The sequence below is a fragment of the Sphingomonas sp. AAP5 genome (assembly GCF_004354345.1).
GTDB classification, from domain to species: Bacteria; Pseudomonadota; Alphaproteobacteria; order Sphingomonadales; family Sphingomonadaceae; genus Sphingomonas; species Sphingomonas glacialis.
Genome location: NZ_CP037913.1, coordinates 1,534,572 through 1,556,589 on the forward strand (window position 1 = coordinate 1,534,572; position 22,018 = coordinate 1,556,589).

The window sequence follows — 22,018 nt, forward strand, 5'->3', positions numbered from 1 at the left end:
CCCCGTGATGGGGAACGAGCCGGCTCGATCCGCGCAGCGCCGTGCGGCGCTGGTCGCGATGCTTACTTCTTGCCGATCGACGACATCGCGCCGAAACGCTTGTTGAAGCGCGCGACCTGGCCGCCTGCGTCGAGCATCGTGCCGCGCCCGCCGGTCCATGCCGGATGCGCCAGCGGATCGATGTCGAGCGTCATCAGATCGCCTTCCTTGCCCCAGGTGGTGCGGGTCTGGAACTGCGTGCCGTCGGTCATCTGCACCGTGATGGTGTGATAATCGGGGTGAATGCCTTTTTTCACGTCTAAATCTCCGAAGAGCCGCTGGTTACCGACCAGCAGCGAAGTCGCGGCCCCTAGCAGGGCGCAGCGGTCTTTGCAAACTCAACCGCCCCGCAATCCCCACCAGCGGCGCAGCGCGATCAGCGACCAGATCGCCTCGACCCCGCCGAACGGCCACGCGCCCTGCAGGAAGCCGTAGGTCGAGCCCAGCACGCAGGCCCCGGCAAAGCCGAGGACCCACCAGGACGATCGCTGCTCGAAGGCGTAGCAGACCAGCATCGCCGACACGGCAAACAGGCCGAACCAGGTCAGTGCGTCCATTACGCCTTGGGCGGATCGGCGATCATCGCGGTGAAATTGGCTTCCGCGGCGAGCTGCCCGTCGATCGTAGCGCGGCCTGCGAACTTGCAGACGCTCGAGCGCTTTTGGACGAATTCGACCTCGAGCTTGAGCAGCACGCCCGGCTCGACCGGTTTACGGAACTTCGCGCCGTCGATCGCCATGAAATAGACGAGCTTGCCCGAGCCGGCGAGCCCGAGCGATTCGACGGCAAGGATCCCGGCGGCTTGCGCCATCGCTTCGACGATCAGCACGCCCGGCATGATCGGCCGCCCCGGGAAATGCCCCTGGAAGAACTGCTCGTTGATCGTCACCGCCTTGATGGCGGTGATCGACCGGTCGAGGATCAGTTCCTCGACACGGTCGACCAACAGCATCGGATACCGGTGCGGCAGCGCCGCCATGACCCGCCCGATATCGAGCGGGCCAAGCGGGCCCCTGCTTTCGCTATCGCTCATCAGGCTCAGCGGCCCGATGGCGCCTTGGCGCCGGCAGCCGGTGCTGCGGCTGCGCCACCAGCCTGCTGCGCCTGCGCGCGACGCACGGCCGAGAGATAGACGAGCTGCTGGAACTGCTGCTGCAGCTGCGCGGTCTGCTGGCTCGGCTGCCAGTTGGCGGGCGGCGTGATCGACACTGTCGGGTTTGCGGCGTCGAGGGCGGCCTTGATCTCGTCGGTCATGTCGACTGCCGGCGCGCTGTACTGGACCGAATTGGCCGAGAGCAGCAAGCTGATCTTCTTCGAATCGACGACGGTCTTCACCGCAGCCGAATACTTCTGCGAGATCTGCTCTATCGCCCAGGCCTGGGCGCGCGTCGCAGGTGCGCTGAGACGTGCGGACTCGGCCTGCGCGGTCTTCTGCGCGGCTTCCATCTTGGCGAGGATCGGGTTGCGCGCAGCCTGGGCAGCGGCGATTTCCTCGTCCGACAGGCGCTTGTCCTTGTTGGTGTCGAGCGGCGCGCCGAGCGTTGCCATTTCGGTCTGCAGCGCAGCCTGGCGTGCGCTCGCCTGGTCGAGCTGCGCCTTGTAGGTCGTGCTGATCGACTGGTTGGCGGCGTCGAGCGCCTTCGCGGTCAGGATCACCGTCTCGGGATCGGAGATCGCCACGCCATTGGCCTGTGCAAATGCCGAATTCGCCATCGCGAGCGCCGGCACAATCGCCGCGCAACCCAGCATGAGCTTCTGGTACGTCTTCATCAGAACTGTGTCCCTACGTTGAAAGTAACGAGTTTCGAGTCGTCGCTCTTATCCTTGAGCAACGCATAAGCAAGATCGATCCGCAGCGGACCGAACGGCGAGTTCCAGTTGACGCCCGCACCGACCGAAATACGCGGCCGCGGCGAATCGCCCCCGAAGGTTTCCTTGAACGGCGCGTTCGAACTGGTCGAGGCGACATTGGTCGACGTCCCGGTGCACGCCCCACCGATCGTCGACGAATAGCCGACTGCGCAGGTCGTGGCCGAACCCGGGTTCGTTGCATCGGTATTCGGCACCACATAGAGCGGACTGCCATTCGTCGCGTAGTTTTGCGTAATCAACGGCAGGTAGGTGATGCTTCCATCGGACTCTATCCGCGTTGGGAACTGGCCGCCCTGCAACACTGGCGATGTGATTCCGAACAGCGCACCCGCCTGAACGTAGATCGACGGCCGCAGACCGAGTTCGCGCGCGCCCGCACCGAGCGGGATCTCGAGCTCGAGCTTGCCGAGGTAATAGGCGCGACCGCCGAGTGCATCGTCGGCGAGGAGCTGCGTACGATCGGTGACGACCGTCTGCTTGCCCGAAGCATCGGTCGTGAAGCTCTGCCGTTGGACGCGCGGGCCGACGCCGCGAATGTCGAAGCCGCGGAAATCGGGCTCGCCGAGATAGAAGCGATCGGTGATCCGGACATTGTCGATGCCGACGCCACGGCTCTTCTCGAGCGACTTGATATAGCCGCCCTCGACGTTGGCCGAAGCGATGAAGCCGCTGCCGATGTTGAAGAACTTCGAACCCTCGAACTTGGTACGAATGTACTTCACGTCACCGCCAAGCCCGGCAAAATCCTGGCTGAAGATGAAGCGATGCCCCGCGGTCGGCCGCAAGCGGCTGTTGAGGCTGTCGTAGATCAGCGAATAGCCGACCGACGACGTCCAGCGATTGCCGATTGCGTCGCACAGATAACGCCCTGCCTGAAGCGGATCGCACCCGTCGTTGGACGAGTTCCCGCGAATGCCGTCGAAATTGCTGTCGGTATAATAGGTCGACTTGTCCAACCCGACCTGATCGTACGACAGGCCATAGCGGCCGGCGAGCTGCCAATATTCGGTCAGCGGCACGCCCGAGCGAATCTGGAAGCCAGTCGACACCTGCGTATAGGTCGTCTGGCGCTGGTTATTGAGCGTGTAGTTGAACGCGTTGTAATCGCGCCGGAAGATGTCGCCACCGATCGCGATGTTCTTGTTGAACAGATACGGTTCGGTGAACCCCAGCTCGACCGACTTCGAATAGGTCGAATAGTTGACGCTCGCGCGCAATTCCTGGCCCTTGCCGCGGAAGTTGCGCTGACGGATCGAAGCCTGGATGATGAAGCGTTCGAGGCTCGAATAGCCAGCCGACAGCGACAGCTCGCCGGTCGACTTCTCCTCGAGGTTCGCGGTCAGCACGACGCGGTCGGGCGATGACCCTTGCGTCTGCTTGATCTCGAACTTGTCCTGGAAATAGCCGAGCGAGTTGATGCGGTCCTGCGAGCGCTTGACCTGGAAGCTGTTGAACGCATCGCCCTCCGACAAACGGATCTCGCGACGGACGACCTTGTCCTGCGTCTGGGTGTTGCCGTTGATGTCGATCCGCTCGACATAGGTACGCTTGGCTTCGGCGATGTGGAAGTTGAGCCCCATCGTCAGCGTGTCTTTGTCACGCGCGTAATCCGGGTTCACTTCGGTGAACGCGTAGCCGAACAGGCCGGCCGCTTCGCTCAGCGAATCGATCGCGGTTTCGACCTTCTTGGCGTCGTACCAATCGCCCTTGTTGATGCCGAGGTTGGCGGCGAGCTTCTTGTTGTCGAAGTCGCGGATGTCGCTGTCGACGGTGATATCGCCGAACTTGTAGCGCTTCCCTTCCTCCACCACGTACGTGATGATGAAGTCCTTCTTGTCGGGCGTCAGCTCGGCGACCGCGGAGGTCACCTTGAAGTCGGCATAGCCCTCGGTCAGGTAGAACTGGCGCAGCTTCTGCTGGTCGTATGCCAGGCGATCCTGATCATAGCTCGTGTTCGAGCTCAGCAGCGTGGTCAGACGCGCTTGCTTGGTCGCCATCTGCTCGCGCAGCTTGCTGTCCGAATAGACCTCGTTGCCGAGGATGTTGATCTGGCGGACCTTCGACTTCGGGCCTTCCGAAACCTCGAAGATCACGTCGACGCGGTTCTGGTCGAGGCTGACCATCTTCGGCTCGACGACCGCAGCGAAGCGGCCCTGGCGACGATACAGTTCGACGATCCGTGCGACGTCCTGCCGGACCGCGGTGCGCGTGAAGATCTGGCGGGGGGCGAGTTTCACCTCCTTCTTGATCTTGTCTTCCTTGAGCCGCTTGTTGCCCTCGAAGATGACGCGGTTGATCACCGGGTTCTCACGAACGCGCAGCACCAGCTCACCGGTATCGGCGCCGGCGATGATCACGTCGGCGAACAGTTCGCTCGCGTAGAGATCCTTGATCGCCTGATCGAGCGTCTCGTTGGTGAACGCCTGCCCCGTCCGCAGCTTGGTATAGGACAGCACCGTCTCTGGCTCGAGCCGCTGCGCGCCTTCGACGCGGATCGACTTGATCGTACGCGACACGACCGGCGCGGCGGCAGCCACGACCGGAGGTGTGGCCTGCGCGGGAGCTGCGGCGGGCTGGCCCGTCGTCTGCGCCGACGCCGCGAGCGGAACGCCCGTCAGCATCGTGCCGGCGAGCAACACGGCGGTGGCCCGTGCGCCGAAATTGGAAACCTTGATCGCTGTCACATCCCACCCCAAATCGGAGAAAATTCCGCGTGGCCGATAAATCGTCGGCCCGCCCTGCCTTACAAGCGTCAACCGATCAAGCCGGTCAGCGACTTCCAGAGGCCAAATGCGCCGAGATCGTTGATCGTTACCATGATCATCAGCGCGAGAATCGCCGCCAGCCCGCCGCGAAACGCCCATTCCTGGATTGCCGGCGTCACGGGCCTGCGCCGGATCGCCTCGATCGCGTAAAAGAACAGGTGCCCGCCATCGAGCAGAGGGACTGGCAATAAATTGATGAATCCGAGATTAATGGAAACCCCGGCGATCAGGAAGATCAGGTCGGGCCAGCCGAGCGCGAGCTGTTCGCCCGACACCTTTGCAATGCGCAGCGGCCCGCCAAGTTCGTCGACCGAGCGCCGCCCGGTGATGATCTGGCCCAGGCCGTCGAGCGTCGTGCGCAGGATCTTGCCCGTCATTGCGACGCCGAACGCCGGCGCCTCGAGCAAGCTGACGGGGCGAGCGACGGGTGCGGTCGGGCCGATCCCGAGCAAGCCCTTCTTGAATTCGTTGCCGAAGCGATCGCGCTCGGTCGCGGTTCCGAGCACGGCTTCGCGCTCGACGGTTGCTCCGCCGCGGACGTAACTGACCATCACACGCTCGCCGGGGCGTAGCATGGCGAATTGCGCGACATCGTTGAAGGTCGCGATCGGGCGTCCGCCAAGCGCAGTGATGCGATCACCCGGCTGCATGCCGATCGTCGACGCGGCGCTGCCGGGGCTGACCAGACCGACGACGGACGGCGTCCGGTCGACCCCGAAGGTCATGGCAAATCCCGAAAGGATGATGATCGCGACGATGAAATTGGTGATCGGCCCCGCCGCGACGACGATCGCGCGCTGCCATACAGGCCGCGCCTGCAACGTCCGCGCGCGCTCTTCGGGTGGCAGTTCGAGCCATGCCGGATCGGGAGTGCTCGCAGCGTTGAGATCGCCCGCGAACTTCACATAGCCACCGAGCGGCAGCGCGCTGAACTTCCAGCGCGTTCCGCGGCGGTTGGTCCAGCCGAACAGCTCGTGGCCAAAGCCGATCGAAAATGCGTCGATCTTCACGCCGAACAGCCGCCCGGCGAGATAGTGTCCAAGTTCGTGCAGAAAAACGAGCGGCCCGATGACGAGCGCAAAAGCGAGGACGGTAAGCAACAGGCCTGGGGATTGGCTCAAACCGAGATATCCTTCACGTTCGCCCCTCTCGCCGCCCCGCCGCGCGACCCGACATACCGGCGCGCCATCCTGCGCGCTTCGGCATCGACCACGAGCACGTCTTCCAACGTCGCCGGTGCGGCCGGATCATAGCCCTCGAGCGTATCGGCGACGATTGCGGCAATTTCGAGGAAGCCGATCTCGCGGGCGAGAAAAGCCGCGACCGCGATCTCGTTGGCCGCATTGAGGATCGCCGGGCGCGCGCCGCCCGCATTGAGCGCATCGCGCGTCAGCTGCAACGCCGGGAAGCGCACCGGATCGGGCGCGGTGAAATCGAGCCGGCCGATCGCGACGAGATCGAGCGGCGCCATCGGCGTGGCCATCCGGTCGGGCCAGGCGAGGCACGAGGCGATCGGCACGCGCATGTCGGGCGGGCCCATCTGCGCCAGCACCGAGCCGTCGACATAATCGACCAGCGAATGGATCACCGATTGCGGATGGATCACGATCTCGATCGCGTCGTTCGGCACCGGAAACAGCCGCGCCGCCTCGATCAGCTCGAGCCCCTTGTTGAACAAGGTGGCCGAATCGACCGAGATCTTCGCGCCCATCGACCAGTTCGGATGCGCGACCGCCTGTTCGGGCGTGACGCTGCGCATCTGCTCGGTCGACCATTCGCGAAACGGTCCACCGCTGCACGTCAGGATGATCCGCCGGACGCGCTCGGGACGCGCCGCGTCGAAGCATTGGAAGATCGCATTGTGCTCGGAATCGGCAGGAAGCAGCGTCGCGCCCGATTTGGCTGCGGCGGCGAGAACGACCTCGCCCGCCGAAACCAGCGGTTCCTTGTTGGCCAGAATCACCGTCTTGCCGCCAGCAATCGCCGCCATCACCGGCTCGAGCCCGGTGCAGCCGACGATCGCGCCCATCGTGATGTCGGCACCCATGCTCGCCGCCTCGAGCACCGCGGCACGCCCGCCGCCGCACCCGATATTGGTCCCGGCAAGCGCCGCGCGCAGTTCGGGCAGGCAGCTTTCGTCGGCGACCACCGCGAATTTGGCATTGGTGCGGATCGCTGCGGCGGCAAGCCGCGCGACGTCGCAATTCGCGGTCAGCGCAACGACCGCAAACCGGTCGGGCTCGCGCTCGATCAGATCAAGCGTCGACGTACCGATCGAACCGGTCGCGCCGAGAATTGTAATCGTCTTCACCACCAATAGACTTTCGGTAACAGGATCAGCAGCGCCGCGACGGGGGCGACGGGCACCAGCCCGTCGAGGCGATCGAGCACGCCGCCATGGCCGGGAAGCAGCGTACCGCTATCCTTGACGCCCGCCTGGCGCTTGAGCCAGCTTTCATAAAGATCGCCCGCCTGTGCAAGCACGGCGAGCAAGGGCGTCGCCAGCGTCAGGCGAAGCGGCAGGCCATAGTGCAGATGCATCGCCGCGGCGAACAGGCTCGCCGCAGCAACGCCGCCGGCAAGGCCGGCCCAGGTCTTGTTCGGGCTGATCGCCGGGGCGAGCTTGGGCCCGCCGATCGCGCGTCCTGCGGCATAGGCGCCGATGTCGCACGCCCAGACCAGCGCCAGCGCCCACAGCGTGAGCACCACGCCGTCGCGCTGATGCCGGATCAGCAGCAGCGCCATGATCGGCAGCCCGACGTACAGCACGCCACGCGCGAGGCCGGGGAGCCGCGTCACGATCACGACGAAAAACGCCGCGCCAACCAACAGGCCAAGCGACAGGAACCCCGCCCCTGCCCCGACCACCGGCATCATGATCGCCAGCGGCACCGACAGCGCATATTGCGCGAGCCGCTTGGTGTGCGGCGGCGCATGTCGCAGATCGGACCATTCGGCCATCATGAACAAGCCGAGCACGACGCACAGCAGCCAGAACGCGATGCTGCCGAACACGATCGCGCCGAGCGCAACCGCAATCAGCGCCAATCCGACAACGATCCGGAGTGTAAGATTCGACGGGCCGGCCGCCTTGGGGACGGCGGTCACAGGCCGCCGAACCGCCGTTGCCGCTGTCCGAAGGTCGCAATCGCGCCAGCCAGCGTCTCGGCATCGAATTCGGGCCAGAGCGTGTCGACGAACAGCAATTCGGCATAGGCCGCCTGCCACAGCAGGAAATTCGACAGCCGGACTTCGCCCGACGTACGGATCAACAGATCGAGCGGCGGCAAGTCGCGCGTGTCGAGTTCATCCTCGAACATCGCAGCGTCGATCGTCGCGGGGTCGAGCGTACCTGCCTGAGCACGCTCCGCCATCCGCCGGGCGACTTCGACGATTTCTGCCTGCGCGCCGTAATTGAGCGCCATCACGAGGATCGGCCCCGTGTTGACCGACGTGCGCGCGATCGCGGTGTCGATCAGCTCGACGAGATCGGGGGTAAAGCGACGATAGTCGCCGATGATGCGAAGCCGCACATTGTCGCGCACCATCTCGTCGAGATCGCTGCGGATGAAGACGCGCAGCAGACCCATCAGGTCGCTGACTTCCTCTTCCGGCCGCCGCCAATTCTCGCTCGAGAAGGCGTAGAGCGTAAGCGCCTCGATCCCCATCGCACGCGCCGCGCGCGCGACGCGGCGGACCGCCTCGACACCCTGGCGGTGCCCGGCGATCCGCGGCAAATGCCGCTTCTTGGCCCAGCGACCATTGCCGTCCATGATGATCGCGACGTGGCGCGGGAGCACCCCGGCCACGGTCGCAGGATCGGCAGCCCGGGCGGCGAACGGCCTCACTTGCCCAGGATTTCCTTTTCCTTGGCCGATGCCGCGGCATCGATGTCGGCAATCGTCTTGTCGGTCAGCTTCTGGACTTCGGTCTCGAGCTTCTTGCGATCGTCCTCGCCGAACAGGCCCTTCTTCTCGTCGACCTTGAGCGAATCCATCCCGTCACGGCGCACGTTGCGCGCAGCGATGCGGGCATCCTCGGCATATTTGCCGGCGAGCTTGGCGAGTTCCTTGCGGCGCTCCTCGGTCAGATCGGGGATCGGCAGACGCAGCGTGGTGCCATCGACGATCGGGTTGAGGCCGAGCCCGGCCGAACGGATCGCCTTGTCGCACGGGCCGACGTTCATCTTGTCCCACACCTGGACCGAGATCATCCGCGGCTCGGGCACCGAGACGGTCGCGACCTGGTTGAGCGGCATTTGCGCGCCGTACACTTCGACCGTCACCGGATCGAGCAACGAGGTCGAGGCGCGGCCAGTGCGCAGCCCGCTGAGATCGCCCTTGAGCGATTCGACGCTGCCGGCCATGCGGCGTTCGAGATCAGCCTTGTCATACGCGGCCATGGATCAGTCTCCCTTGATATGCTGAACGGTCGTCGAGACGCCTTCGCCGCGCAGTACTGCGGCAAGGTTGCCCGACTGACGGATGTTGAAGACGACGATCGGAATATTGTTGTCACGGCACAAGGCGATCGCGCTGGCGTCCATCACCTTGAGATCCTGCGCGAGCACGGTGCCGTAGCTGACGGTGTCGTAGCGCTTTGCGGTCGGCACGAGCTTCGGGTCGGCATCGTAGACGCCGTCGACCGAGGTGCCCTTGAAGAGCGCGTCGCACTTCATTTCCGCTGCACGCAGCGCTGCGCCGCTATCGGTCGTGAAGAACGGGCTGCCGACGCCGGCGGCGAAGATCACGATGCGCCCCTTTTCGAGGTGGCGCTCGGCGCGGCGGCGGATGAAGGGCTCGCACACCGAGGCCATCGGGATGGCGGACTGGACGCGCGTCTCGACGCCGATCTGCTCGAGCGCGTTCTGGACGGCGAGCGCGTTCATCACGGTCGCGAGCATGCCCATGTAATCGCCGGTCGCGCGGTCCATGCCGCGTGCCGCGCCCGAGATGCCGCGGAAGATGTTGCCACCGCCGACGACGACGCAGAGTTCGTAGCCCTGGTGCTTCACATCGGCGATTTCGGCCGCGACGCGTGCGATGACGTCGGGATCAATCGACAGGCCGCCCGAGCCCATCAGGACTTCGCCCGATAATTTCAACAAGATGCGTTTGTGGGCGATTGTCACGAGAATCCAGACTGCAATGGGCTTGGTCCGCCAGCGGGCGGTGCGGCGCGGACCTTATCGGCGACGCCGGATGATTGGAAGCGCGGAAACCGTGCAGAGTGCTCGGGTCGGCGCGGATGTGGGCGTGCCCCCGCTTCCGTCACCCTCGCGAAAGCGAGCGTCCCGCTTCTTCTTCTCGGCCCGGGCCAGGCAGCGGGATCCCCGCTTTCGCGGGGAGGACGGGTTCCCGACGTAACAAGGGCCGCACCATCCGGCGCGGCCCCTGCCCTTTGTCGTCCCGCCCGGAGGCGAAAGCGAATCGCTTAAGCGGCCGGCTGCTGCGGAACGCCCGAAGCGGCAGCGACTTCGGCTGCGAAGTCGCTCGACTCCTTCTCGATGCCTTCGCCGAGCTGGAAGCGGACATAGTCCTTGAGCTCGATCGACTTGCCGGCGGCCTTGGCAGCGTTGGCGACGACGTCCGAGATCTTGGTCTTGCCGTCCATCACCAGCAGCTGGCTGACGAGCGCGTTTTCCTTGCAGTACTTCGCGATCGCACCGTCGACCATCTTGGCGACGATCTCGGCAGGCTTGCCGCTCTCCGACGCCTTTTCGGTCGCGATCGCGCGCTCGCGGGCGACGATCTCGGGGTCGAGGCCGTCCTCGTTGAGCGCCAGCGGGAAGGCCGCCGCGATGTGCATCGCGATCTGCTTGCCGAGCGGAAGGAGCACGTCCTCGCCAGCTTCGCTCTCGAGCGCGACGAGCACGCCGATCTTGCCGAGGCCGGGGGCCGCCGCGTTGTGGATGTACGGCACGATCGCGCCCGAGGTCACTTCGAGGCGCTTGGCGCGACGCAGGTTCTGGTTCTCGCCGATCGTCGCGATGTTGCTGGTCAGCGTCTCTTCGACGGTCTTCTCGCCGATCGAGGCCTGCTTGATCATCTCGATATCGTCGCCGAGCGCGAGCGCGACTGCGGTAACGTCACGCACGAAGGTCTGGAACTGGTCGTTCTTCGCGACGAAATCGGTCTCGGAATTGACTTCGACCGCAGCACCCGTGGTGCCGTTGACCTCGACGCCGATCAGCCCTTCCGCCGCGGTGCGGCTCGACTTCTTCGCAGCGGCAGCGAGGCCCTTGGCGCGCAGCCAATCCATCGCCGCCGTCATGTCGCCAGCCGCTTCGGTCAGCGCCTTCTTGCAGTCCATCATGCCCGCGCCGCTCTTTTCGCGCAGGTCCTTAACCGCTGCTGCAGTGATCTCGGCCATGTGAAAATCCTCTTGTCTGTAGATACGAATATAGGCGGAGCGGGGCGAAAAGCCCTACCCCGCCCATAGGTCAGTTCGGTGACGCTTACGCGTCGATCTGGCGCTCGGCCTCGGCGACCATTTCGGCCTGCAGCGCTGCGTCCGATGCCGGCGTGATCTCGACGGCAGGAGCCTCCGGTGCCACGGTCAGCGCTTCCTCGGCGGGCGGCGCTTCCATCGAACCGATGTCCTGACGGCGCGACATCTGCTCGTTGCCACCGCGCGTCGCGGCGATCGCGATCGCTTCGCAATACAGGCGGATCGCACGGCTGGCGTCATCGTTCGCCGGAACCGGGAACGCGATGCCGTCGGGCGAAACGTTCGAATCGAGGATCGCAACGACGGGGATGCCGAGCGTGTTGGCTTCCTTGATCGCCAGCTCTTCCTTGTTCGCGTCGATCACGAACATCACGTCGGGAATGCCGCCCATGTCGCGGATGCCGCCGAGGCTGAGCTCGAGCTTGTCGCGCTCGCGCGTCAGTTGGAGGACTTCCTTCTTGGTCAGGCCGTGCGTGTCGCCCGAGAGCTGCTCTTCGAGCGTCTTGAGGCGCTTGATCGAACCCGAGATGGTCTTCCAGTTGGTGAGCATGCCGCCCAACCAGCGATGGTTGACGAAATGCTGGCCCGAGCGACGTGCTGCGTCTGCGACGGGCTCCTGCGCCTGGCGCTTGGTGCCGACGAACAGGACCTTGCCGCCAGCGGCGGTCGACGCCGAGACGAACTCGAGCGCGCGCGCGAAGAGCGGAACGGTCTGCGACAGATCGAGGATGTGGACGCCGTTGCGGTCGCCAAAGATGTAAGGCTTCATCTTCGGGTTCCAGCGATGCGTCTGGTGGCCGAAGTGCGCGCCCGTTTCGAGCAATTGCTGCATGGAGACGACTGGTGCCGCCATAAGATAGTTCCTTTCCGGTTGTGCCTCTGGGAAGCGAGTAATCCGTTGATCCAGGGTGAAACCCCGGACGGACACCGGCAATATGTGCTTCCCATGCGGTGTGAAGGCGGCCCCGTTAGCCGAGCTCGCCCCAACAATCAAGCCGGAACAGCGCTTGACAGGCGGAACGGAAACGGAACATACCATGGTCGTGAGCGGAACGGGGAACCCGAACGCCTTAAGGATGTTGCGACTTTATGACGCTTCACCGTGATAGACGGAGATAAACGATGGCTGTTATCGGTTTCCTGGTTTTTGCAAGCGCGCTGGCAGCGAGCGTTGCGGTGTTTTGTTTGACGCTTGTGCCGGCCTTGCCGCGGATCGTTGCGTTGCTCCGCGACGGTGTAGATCCGATGGCGACGCGACCTCCGGTTTGGATCGTTAGCGAGCCTCGGCTTCGGGCGCGGATGCGGACGGTGTCGGCGGTAGCCCGGCCGAAGCTGCGCGCTGCCGCTTGACCTTTGCATAGGCGGCGATGCTGAACGGCACCGTCGCCAGATAGGCGGCACACAGGAACGTGAGCGTGTGCCATGGCGCGGAAATCAGCGCCGCGCCCAGCAACACGACGACTGCGATCGCCTCGAAGCGGATATTGGTGCGCAGTTTGAGCGACGACCAGCTGAAGGTCGCGACGCTCGACACCATCAGGATCGCCATCAACGCGACCCACGGCCCCACGATGAACGGCGAGCGCCACAGATCGAGGCCTGTCCAGAACCACAGATAGAGTGGCAACATCGCGAGCCCTGCGCCGACCGGCGCCGGTGAACCGGTAAGGAAACCGGCCGATTTGTGCGGCTGTTCGGCGACATCGATGCCAGCATTGAAGCGTGCCAACCGCAGGGCACAAAACACCGCGAACACCAACGCGACAAGCCACCCGAAGCGCGGCACTTCCTTGAGCGACCATAAATAGAGAATCAGCGCGGGCGAGACGCCGAATGAAATCGCGTCGGACAGCGAATCGAGTTCAGCGCCGAACCGGCTCTCGCCGCGAACCATCCGCGCGATCCGGCCGTCGATCCCGTCGAGCACACTGGCGATCATCACCATCAGCACCGCGGTTTCCCACTGCTCGGCGATTGCGAAGCGAATCCCGGTAAGCCCGGAACACAAGGCCAAGGCGGTGACCGCGTTGGGCGCGACGGCCCGCAATGGCAGGCCGCGCGCAGCGGTGCGGCGCAGGGGCGTGGTCATGCGACGACGCTCAGCAGGCTGGCGGAAATTATCCGCGACATGATGACGCCTTCAGCCGCGCACGAACGCGCAGTCGGCGATGTAGCAGGCAACGCTTCGACAAGCTCGACGCGAATGGCAGGCGAAGACCACCGCACAGGTGACGCTGAAACACGCTCGATCACTGCGCAATCCCGCTTGCGACGGTGCCGCCGACGCGCCCCAGAATCGTCTCGCCAGCCACGCTGCGCTGGCCGAGGACGACCTGGCACGCACAATCATCGGGCAGGAATACATCGAGCCGGCTGCCGAAGCGAATGAGACCGATCCGCTGCCCCGCCGCGATCATGTCGCCTGGCTTGACGAACGGAACGATCCGCCGCGCGAGCAGCCCGGCGATCTGGGTGAAGCCGATGCGCCGGCCGTCGCGACCCTCGACGACGATATGCTGTCGCTCATTGTCCTCGCTCGCCTTATCGAGCTCGGCGTTGACGAACTTGCCTGAGATATACACCACCTGCTTGACCGTGCCGGCGATCGGGGTGCGATTGATGTGCACGTCAAACACAGACATGAACACCGAAACGCGGATCAGCGGCGCGTCGCCGAGGCCATTCGGCCCGGCGAGCTCGCGCGGAACGGCCACGCGTTCGATCATCGAGACCAAGCCGTCGGCAGGCGAAATGATCAGACCCTCGCCCGACGGCGTGACACGAACCGGATCACGGAAGAACAAGGCGACCCACAATGCGAGCCCGAGCAGCGGCCACGTCAGGATGGGTACGAACACCCACGCGAGGAAGGCGATCAGCAGCGCGATCGCGACATATTTACGTCCCTCGGGGTGCAGATCGGGAACGCGCCATTTCACGGCTTCGGCGGACGGGTTCAGCTTGTCGGATGGTATCATGCCGGAAACTGTAGCTCACCCCCCTCGCTGCGACAATCGCGAACCCAAAGCGCTCCGCCCTGGACCGGGTGCGGGTTGATCACCGCGCGCCATGCTCCTAGACGCTCCCCAAACCTCCCTTCAGGAAAGAGCGGAAATGGCGAAGATCAAGGTAAAGACGCCCGTCGTGGAAATCGATGGCGACGAGATGACGCGGATCATCTGGCAGTGGATCCGCGAGCGCCTGATCCTCCCCTATCTCGACATCGATCTCGAATATTACGACCTCGGCATGATGAGCCGCGACAACACCGACGACAAGATCACCGTCGACAGCGCCAAGGCGATCCAGAAGTACGGCGTCGGCGTTAAGTGCGCGACGATCACCCCCGACGAGCAGCGCGTTGAGGAATTCGGCCTCAAGAAGATGTGGAAGTCGCCCAACGGCACGATCCGCAACATCCTCGGCGGCACGATCTTCCGCGAGCCGATCGTGATCAAGAACGTCCCGCGCCTGATCCCGGGCTGGACGCACCCGATCGTCGTCGGTCGTCACGCATTCGGCGATCAGTATCGCGCGACCGATTTCCTCGTCCCCGGCCCCGGCAAGCTGCGGCTCGTGTTCGAAGGCGACGATGGCAAGGTCATCGACCGCGAGGTGTTCCAATTCCCGTCGTCGGGCGTGGCGCAGGCGATGTACAACCTCGACGACTCGATCCGCGACTTCGCACGCGCCTCGATGCATTACGGCCTCAACCTGAAGTGGCCGGTCTACCTGTCGACCAAGAACACGATCCTCAAATATTACGACGGCCGCTTCAAGGACCTGTTCGCCGAGGTCTTCGAGACCGAGTTCAAGGACAAGTTCAAGGAAGCGGGCATCTCCTACGAGCATCGCCTGATCGACGACATGGTTGCGTCCGCCCTCAAGTGGCACGGCGAGTTCGTCTGGGCGTGCAAGAACTATGACGGCGACGTCCAGTCGGACCAAGTCGCTCAAGGGTTCGGCTCGCTCGGCCTGATGACCTCGGTGCTGCTCACGCCCGACGGCAAGACGGTCGAGGCGGAAGCCGCACACGGCACCGTCACGCGCCACTTCCGCCAGCACGAGCAGGGCAAGGCGACCTCGACCAACCCGATCGCGTCGATCTTCGCTTGGACCGGCGGCCTCAAGTATCGCGGCAAGTTCGACGGTACGCCCGAAGTGACCAAGTTCGCCGAGACGCTCGAGCAGGTCTGCATCCAGACGGTCGAGGACGGTCACATGACCAAGGATCTCGCGCTGCTGATCGGCCCGGAGCAGCCCTGGATGACGACCGAGCAGTTCTTCGAGCAGGTCCGCGTCAACCTCGAAGCCAAGATGGGCGAGATCACCGGCTGATACCGGCGTTTCAGGAGATGAGGAGCCCCGGGGTTGCGAGCGTCCTGCTTGCACCTCCGGGCTCCTTGCTCCGAACGGTTGTCAGGTATCGGGCGGCGCGACGACGACGATCGCGCAGTTAATCGCGCTGCCTTCGGAGCACAATCGGCCGACCTCAGCGGCCCGCAACCAACAATCGGATGATGCTACCGGCCGGTTCACCGCCGATAATCAGCACATCTGTGTCAGGCATAAGCTGACAAAGCGGCCGCAAGCTGGTCTAACGGCTGCATGGCATCTCCCCTTCTCTCTTCCGGCTTCAGCGACGCGCTCGTTATCCTCGGCGCCGCGGGGTTGGTCATTCCGGCATTTGCCCGCGCGAAGATCAGTCCGGTCATCGGCTTCATCCTCGTCGGCCTGCTCGTCGGGCCATTCGGGCTCGGTGCGCTCGTCAAGAGCTACCCCTGGTTGTACCACATCACGATCTCCGACCCGCACGCGATCGAACCCTTCGCCGAGTTCGGCATCGTGTTGCTGCTGTTCTCAATCGGGCTCGAGCTGTCGTTCAAGCGCCTGTGGTCGATGCGCCAATTGGTCTTCGGTACGGGCGCCGCGCAGCTGATCGTGTCGGGCATTATCCTCGGAACCGGCCTGCACCTGCTGATGGGGCTGGCCTGGACGGGATCGATGGCGCTGGGGATCGCGCTTGCCCTCTCGTCGACTGCGCTGGTGTTGCCGATCGCGGGGACCGCGAGCCCGGTCGGGCGCACCGCATTCGCGATGCTGCTGTTCGAGGATCTCGCGCTCGTCCCGATCATCTTCGTGCTCGGTGCGCTCGGGCCGATGGCGGCGGCGGCGGGCTGGGCCGGATTCGTCAAGGTCGGCGGGCTCGCGGTGCTGACGGTCGCGATCCTGTTCGTGGGCGGGCGCTTGCTGCTGCCGCGGCTGTTCGCGCAAGCCGCACGCACCAAGAGCCCCGAACTGTTCCTCGCCGCCTCGCTGCTCGTCGTGATCGCCGCGAGCCTGGCGACCACCGCCGCCGGCCTTTCGCCGATCGTCGGCGCGCTGCTCGCTGGCTTGCTGATTGCCGAGACCGACTATCACAGTGAAGTCGAGGTTATGACCGCGCCGTTCAAGGGCCTCGCGCTCGGCGTGTTCCTCATCACCGTCGGAATGAGTGTCGATATCGGCGCGATCCTCGCGGATTGGAGCAGCTATCTGCTCGGCATCGCGGCGGTCGTGGCGATCAAGGCGGTGGTGACCTTCGCGCTGCTGCGGCTTTCGGGTCTGGGTGGCGGGGTTGCCGCGGAAACCGGCGTGCTGATGGGCAGCCCGTCCGAGACGACGCTGATCGTGCTCGGCGCAGCGGGACAGGCGCAATTGCTTGCGCCTGGACTTACCAGCTTCTGGCAGACGGTGACCGCGATTGGCCTCACCATCACGCCGCTGCTGGCGATGCTCGGCAAGCGCGCGGCGAAGCGGATCGAGCTCCGCGGCGACACCTTGCCTGAGGCGGAGATTTCGCCCGAGGGGCCGGGCACGGTCGTAATCGGCTTTGGTCGCGTCGGTCGGATGGTGTGCGACATGCTCGCGGTGCACGGCCAGCCCTATGTCGCGGTCGAGGCGGATATCGACGCAGTGACCGCAGCGCGCGCCGAGGGATATCCGGTGATTTTCGGCGACGTGGTCCGTCCCGAGCTCGTCGACCGACTCAATCTGGGGCGCGCCAAGGCCTTGATCCTGACGATGAACGACCCGGTGCTGAGCGTGTCGATGACGCGGCGAGTGCGCGGCTGGGTGCCCGATCTGCCGATCATCGTGCGCGCACGCGATACCGCGCATGCCGCGCAACTCTACAAGGCCGGGGCGAGCGATGCCGTGCCCGAGACGCTCGAAAGCTCGCTCCAACTTGCCGAGGCTGTGCTCACCGATCTCGGCGTCGCGGTCGGGCCCGTGATCGCCTCGATCCACGAAAAGCGCGACGAACTGCGCCAGGAGATCAAGGCGGCGGCCGAGATGGAAGTCCTGCCGCGGCTCAAGCGGGTGCGCGGCATCATCCGTACCGAGGGTAGCCCGGCCTGACGCCGACGTGCGGCCCCGCCGCGAGCTGATCCGAAACGCCGCTAATCGCGCCGCGATCCACTGAGGGCGGACCGCCATCGTTTGATGGCGATTGCAGCGGTTTGGGACTACATCCCGCCGGCTCGATCAACGGCAAACGCGCTCAACACGCGCGCGCGCGCATCCGAAACCGATGCAACCGGCTTTGACGCGGCCCGCCGCAAGATGCGACCAGGAGCAGCGCCAACGCTCGCGCTGCCGAACCTCTCCCCGATCGACTCGATCCGACAGCCTCCGCTGCCGGCACCGGACACCCGCGCCGGGAGAGAATCGCCAGCCCGCCGTCCTGCGCCTGTGATCGCGTCGTCGCATCATCATCGCCCAGGGGGACATCATGACGTGTGGTTGCTGCATCATTCCAGAAGACATCCTGCTCCGCTTCGCATCCGATCCCGAACTGTCCGACGCGGCGCGCCAGGCGCTGCATCACACCGCCGAGATCAGCGGCCAGATCCGCGCGTTGCGCCAGCAGAACGCCGCGCTGACGCTGACCGCGATCCGGCTACCCCTGCCGCGCCCGCCGATCCCGTTTCCGCTGCCGCATGTGCTTCCCGCCGCGCACGTCTTCGATTGTCACCACACGACGGCGCTACCCGGCGCGCAGGTCGCCAATCCGGGGTCGTCGCCCGACGGTCCGATCAAGCGCGCCTATATCGAATCGGAGAATGTCGCGAAATTCTATTGGGACAATTTCAAGCGCGATTCGATAGACGGCAATCACATGACGCTCGTCTCGTCGGTCCATTACGGCGTAAAATACAACAACGCCTTCTGGAACGGCGCGCAGATGACGTACGGCGATGGCGACGGGCAGATCTTCCTCGATTTCACGCTGGGTGACGACGTGATCGCGCACGAACTGACGCATGGCGTGACCCAGCACAGCCTCGGCCTTGCCTATTCGGGCGAGGCGGGCGGGCTTAACGAGAGCATGTCCGACGTCTTCGGATCGATGTTCCGCCAATGGGAGAAGAAGCAGGTCGTCACCAAGGCCGACTGGCTGATCGGCGCCGACATCATGGGGCCGCTCTCCAAGCAAAAGGGCTTTACCTGCCTGCGCGACATGGCGGCTCCCAAGAGCCCGCACGCAATGGCGCCGCAGCCCGACCATTATTATCCCGGCATCGGCAACCTCGATCCGCATTATTCGAGCGGCCCGCCCAATCTCGCTTTCTACAAGGCGGCCCAGGCGATTGGCGGGCATTCGTGGGAAAAAGCCGGCAAGGTCTGGTACACGGCACTGACCACCGCGCCGCCGATGCCCAATATGACGATGTCCAAATTCGCCGCCCGCACCCGTAAACTCTCGACGAGCCTGTTCCCCAATGATCCTACGGTCCATAACGCTGTCGACGCTGCTTGGACTGCTGTCGGCTTGTAATCCCGGTCGGCCCGCGGCCCTCCCAACCAAGGCAATCGCGATGCGTGAGATTTCGATCGAAGGCTTTGGCGGATTCGTTGGTGCGGGAGGGCCGGCGAGCCACGTCCATCAGCGCGGGCGGCTCGACTGGTCGGCTTTGTCGGCGGCCGATCAGGCGGCACTCGACCGGCTGTTTGCCGCGCAAGCGCGAGTCGACGCCAACCTGTTCTATCGTCTGACGCGGGTTGGAGCAGGCGGGACCGAGACGGTCGATGCCCTGCCCGACCAGATCCCGCCCGCGCTCTTGGCGAGCGTGCAGACGACGCTCGACTGAGGGCGCGACGACGCTGGAGGTGGGGCGGAACGGCTGGCGTTACGCCGCCAGCGCCGCCTTGACCGCGTCGACCGCCTCGCCACCCTTGGCGCCATCGGGACCGCCGCCCTGCGCCATGTCCGGGCGACCGCCGCCGCCCTGACCGCCGAGCGTGGCGACGGCGATCTTGAGCAGATCGACCGCACTGCGCGTCGCCACCAGATCTGCGGTGACACCGACCGCGACCGAGGCGCGACCGTCATTGACCGCGACGATCATCGCGACGCCCGAGCCGAGGCGTTGCTTCATGTCGTCGACCGTGCCGCGCAAGCCCTTCGGGTCGAGCCCCTCGACCACTTGGCCGAGAAACGCGACGTCGCCGATCATCTCGGGACCAGCGGGCGCCGCCCCTGCCCCACCGCCGAGCGCGAGCGCCTTCTTGGCCTCGGCGAGTTCGCGCTCGAGGCGACGGCGATCCTCGACCAGGGCGGCGACGCGCGCCGGCACTTCATCGGGTGACGATTTGAGCGCGGTCGCGGCTTCGCGGAGCTTCTCGTCGCGGCCGGTGAAATAGGCGCGCGCAGCCTCTCCGGTGAGCGCCTCGACGCGGCGGATACCCGACGACACGGCGCCTTCACCGACCACCGCGAACAGGCCGATGTCGCCGAGTGCGCGGACGTGCGTGCCACCGCACAGCTCGAGCGAGTAGGTCTTGTCGACCCCGTCCTCCTTGGCGGTCCCCATCGACACGACGCGGACTTCGTCGCCGTACTTTTCGCCGAACAGCGCCATCGCGCCTTCCTCGATCGCTTCGTCGGGCGTCATCAGCCGCGTCGCGACGGGCGAGTTGCCGCGGATGTGGTGGTTCACATCGGCCTCGACCAAAGCGAGCGCCGCCGGATCGATCGCGCTTGGCTGCGAGAAATCGAAGCGCAGGCGTTCGGGCGCGACGAGGCTCCCTTTCTGCGCGACGTGGAGGCCGAGCCGCTGGCGCAGCGCCTCGTGCAGCAGATGCGTCGCGCTGTGGTTGGCGCGGATACGGTCGCGGCGCGCGCGGTCGATCGTCAAGTGGAGCGCGTCACCGACGGCGATCTCGCCTTCCGTGATCGTGGTGGCGTGCGCGAACAGGCGACCGAGATACTTCCGCGTATCCTCGACCTGGCCCACTACGCCCGGCGCGGTGAGCGTGCCGGTGTCGCCGACCTGACCGCCACTCTCGGCATAGAAGGGCGTCTGGTTGAACAGGATCTCGACGCTCTCTCCCGCGCCGGCGCGCTCGACGCGCGCGCCGTCCTTGACGATCGCGACGACCTGGCCCTTGCCTTCCTCCGCGGTGTAGCCGATGAATTCGGTGCTGCCGGTCGCCTCGGCGATGTCGAACCAGACGTCATCGGAGGCGCGCTGGCCCGAGCCCTTCCAGGCGGCACGCGCGGCGCGCTTCTGCTCGGCCATCGCGGTGTCGAAGCCCGCGCGGTCGATGCCGAAGCCCTGGGCGCGGAGAGCGTCCTCGGTCAGATCGTAGGGGAAGCCGAACGTGTCGTAGAGCTTGAACGCGGTCTCGCCGGGGAGCGTCGCGCCCGCTTCCATGCTCGCGGTCGCTTCGTCGAGCAGCCGCAGGCCATTGACCAGCGTGCGGCGGAACTGCGTTTCCTCCTGCAGCAGCGTCGATTCGATCGACGCCTGCGCGCGGACGAGCTCGGGGTATGCCGCGCCCATTTCCGCGACGAGCGCAGGCACGAGCCGGTGCATCAACGGCTCCTTCGCGCCGAGCAGATGCGCGTGGCGCATCGCGCGGCGCATGATCCGGCGCAGCACATAACCGCGGCCCTCGTTCGACGGCAGCACGCCGTCGGCGACGAGGAAGCCCGACGAGCGCAGATGATCCGCGATCACGCGGTGGCTCGCCTGCGTGCTCGGCGTCAACGCCGCGCCCGACTGCGCGACCGAGGCGGCGATCAGCGCCTTGAAGGTATCGGTGTCATAATTGTCGTGGACGCCCTGCAGCACCGCCGCGACGCGCTCGAGCCCCATGCCGGTGTCGATCGACGGCTTGGGCAGCGCGGTGCGCGTGCCGTCGGCCGATTGCTCGAACTGCATGAAGACGAGGTTCCAGATCTCGACGAAGCGATCGCCATCCTCGTCGGGGCTGCCGGGAGGACCGCCGGGGATGTGATCGCCATGATCGAAGAAGATTTCCGAGCACGGACCGCATGGGCCGGTGTCGCCCATCGACCAGAAATTGTCGTTGGTCGCGATGCGGATGATGCGCTCTTCGGGGAGTCCGGCGATGCGGCGCCACAGGTCGAACGCCTCGTCGTCGGTGTGATAGACGGTGACGGTCAGCCGGTTGGGGTCGATCCCCCATTCCTTGGTCAGCAAATTCCAAGCGAGCGTGATCGCGCGCTCCTTGAAATAATCGCCGAACGAGAAATTGCCGAGCATCTCGAAGAAGGTGTGGTGGCGCGCAGTATAGCCGACATTGTCGAGGTCGTTATGCTTGCCGCCGGCGCGCACGCACTTCTGCGACGAGGTGGCGGTGACATAGGGCCGCGATTCGAGCCCGGTGAAGACGTTCTTGAACGGCACCATCCCGGCATTGACGAACATCAGCGTCGGATCGTTCTGCGGCACGAGCGGCGCCGAGGCGACCTTGGCGTGGCCGTTGGCCGCGAAATAGTCGAGGAAGCTGCGCCGGATGTCGTTGGTGGAAACCGGGATCGAGAGCGAAGGCTGGGTCATGCGCGGTGGCTTAGGCGAGCGCGCGGCTTAGCTCAAGCCGGG

The 22,018-nt window shown here is 65.2% G+C and carries 20 protein-coding genes; 4 read left to right on the forward strand and 16 right to left on the reverse strand.

Annotated elements, in window-relative coordinates:
• Positions 1-62: 62 nt before the first annotated feature.
• From rpmE to E2E30_RS07005, 15 genes are all read right to left on the reverse strand, one after another.
• Complete coding sequence (gene rpmE / locus E2E30_RS06935) at positions 63-296, reverse strand: 50S ribosomal protein L31 (protein ID WP_010186706.1); 234 nt, start codon at positions 294-296, stop codon at positions 63-65.
• Between the two features lie 81 nt (positions 297-377).
• Positions 378-596, reverse strand: coding sequence for a hypothetical protein (locus E2E30_RS06940; protein ID WP_133188487.1), 219 nt, complete (start codon positions 594-596; stop codon positions 378-380).
• On the reverse strand, positions 596-1,072 hold the full coding sequence (gene fabZ / locus E2E30_RS06945) for a 3-hydroxyacyl-ACP dehydratase FabZ (protein ID WP_133188489.1): 477 nt from the start codon (positions 1,070-1,072) through the stop codon (positions 596-598). Before fabZ ends, E2E30_RS06940 begins: the two co-directional genes overlap by 1 nt.
• Positions 1,073-1,077: 5 nt before the next feature.
• Positions 1,078-1,809, reverse strand: coding sequence for an OmpH family outer membrane protein (locus E2E30_RS06950; RefSeq protein ID WP_133188491.1), 732 nt, complete (start codon positions 1,807-1,809; stop codon positions 1,078-1,080).
• Positions 1,809-4,595 (reverse strand): outer membrane protein assembly factor BamA, encoded by a 2,787-nt coding sequence (bamA, locus tag E2E30_RS06955; protein WP_189674827.1) that lies wholly within the window; start codon positions 4,593-4,595, stop codon positions 1,809-1,811. Before bamA ends, E2E30_RS06950 begins: the two co-directional genes overlap by 1 nt.
• Before the next feature lie 68 nt (positions 4,596-4,663).
• A complete protein-coding gene (locus E2E30_RS06960) occupies positions 4,664-5,797 on the reverse strand; it encodes a M50 family metallopeptidase (RefSeq protein WP_133188493.1) in 1,134 nt (377 codons plus the stop codon).
• Entirely contained in the window at positions 5,794-6,987 is a 1,194-nt protein-coding gene (locus tag E2E30_RS06965; protein WP_133188495.1) for a 1-deoxy-D-xylulose-5-phosphate reductoisomerase, read from the reverse strand. Before E2E30_RS06965 ends, E2E30_RS06960 begins: the two co-directional genes overlap by 4 nt.
• Entirely contained in the window at positions 6,984-7,784 is an 801-nt protein-coding gene (locus E2E30_RS06970) for a phosphatidate cytidylyltransferase (protein WP_133188497.1), read from the reverse strand. The genes E2E30_RS06965 and E2E30_RS06970 overlap by 4 nt, the downstream gene beginning before the upstream one ends.
• A complete protein-coding gene (locus E2E30_RS06975; protein WP_189674831.1) occupies positions 7,781-8,524 on the reverse strand; it encodes an isoprenyl transferase in 744 nt (247 codons plus the stop codon). The genes E2E30_RS06970 and E2E30_RS06975 overlap by 4 nt, the downstream gene beginning before the upstream one ends.
• Complete coding sequence (gene frr, locus E2E30_RS06980) at positions 8,521-9,078, reverse strand: ribosome recycling factor (protein WP_133188501.1); 558 nt, start codon at positions 9,076-9,078, stop codon at positions 8,521-8,523. Before frr ends, E2E30_RS06975 begins: the two co-directional genes overlap by 4 nt.
• Before the next feature lie 3 nt (positions 9,079-9,081).
• Entirely contained in the window at positions 9,082-9,756 is a 675-nt protein-coding gene (pyrH, locus tag E2E30_RS06985) for a UMP kinase (RefSeq protein WP_229839259.1), read from the reverse strand.
• A 353-nt stretch (positions 9,757-10,109) separates the two neighbouring features.
• Positions 10,110-11,048 carry a translation elongation factor Ts gene (gene tsf / locus E2E30_RS06990; protein WP_133188505.1) on the reverse strand — a complete coding sequence of 313 codons (939 nt, stop codon included), beginning with the start codon at positions 11,046-11,048 and terminating at the stop codon, positions 10,110-10,112.
• 85 nt (positions 11,049-11,133) lie between these two features.
• The gene (rpsB, locus tag E2E30_RS06995) at positions 11,134-11,979 is read right to left on the reverse strand and encodes a 30S ribosomal protein S2 (RefSeq protein ID WP_133188507.1); all 846 of its coding nucleotides are present in this window, start codon (positions 11,977-11,979) and stop codon (positions 11,134-11,136) included.
• Between the two features lie 420 nt (positions 11,980-12,399).
• Positions 12,400-13,215, reverse strand: coding sequence for a CDP-alcohol phosphatidyltransferase family protein (locus E2E30_RS07000; RefSeq protein ID WP_133188510.1), 816 nt, complete (start codon positions 13,213-13,215; stop codon positions 12,400-12,402).
• A 160-nt stretch (positions 13,216-13,375) separates the two neighbouring features.
• Positions 13,376-14,104, reverse strand: a complete 729-nt coding sequence (locus tag E2E30_RS07005; RefSeq protein WP_133188512.1) for a phosphatidylserine decarboxylase — start codon at positions 14,102-14,104, stop codon at positions 13,376-13,378.
• 136 nt (positions 14,105-14,240) lie between these two features.
• Here E2E30_RS07005 and E2E30_RS07010 point away from each other — a divergent pair, with 136 nt between their 5' ends.
• From E2E30_RS07010 to E2E30_RS07025, 4 genes are all read left to right on the forward strand, one after another.
• Positions 14,241-15,464: an NADP-dependent isocitrate dehydrogenase gene (locus tag E2E30_RS07010; protein ID WP_133188514.1), complete on the forward strand. Its 1,224-nt coding sequence runs from the start codon at positions 14,241-14,243 to the stop codon at positions 15,462-15,464.
• A 270-nt stretch (positions 15,465-15,734) separates the two neighbouring features.
• Positions 15,735-17,525 carry a cation:proton antiporter domain-containing protein gene (locus E2E30_RS07015; protein WP_133188516.1) on the forward strand — a complete coding sequence of 597 codons (1,791 nt, stop codon included), beginning with the start codon at positions 15,735-15,737 and terminating at the stop codon, positions 17,523-17,525.
• A gap of 373 nt (positions 17,526-17,898) precedes the next feature.
• Positions 17,899-18,945 (forward strand): M4 family metallopeptidase, encoded by a 1,047-nt coding sequence (locus E2E30_RS07020; protein ID WP_133188518.1) that lies wholly within the window; start codon positions 17,899-17,901, stop codon positions 18,943-18,945.
• A gap of 40 nt (positions 18,946-18,985) precedes the next feature.
• Entirely contained in the window at positions 18,986-19,258 is a 273-nt protein-coding gene (locus E2E30_RS07025; RefSeq protein WP_133188520.1) for a hypothetical protein, read from the forward strand.
• Between the two features lie 39 nt (positions 19,259-19,297).
• Here E2E30_RS07025 and alaS read toward each other — a convergent pair whose 3' ends face one another.
• Positions 19,298-21,976: an alanine--tRNA ligase gene (gene alaS, locus E2E30_RS07030; RefSeq protein WP_133188522.1), complete on the reverse strand. Its 2,679-nt coding sequence runs from the start codon at positions 21,974-21,976 to the stop codon at positions 19,298-19,300.
• Positions 21,977-22,018 lie beyond the last annotated feature (42 nt).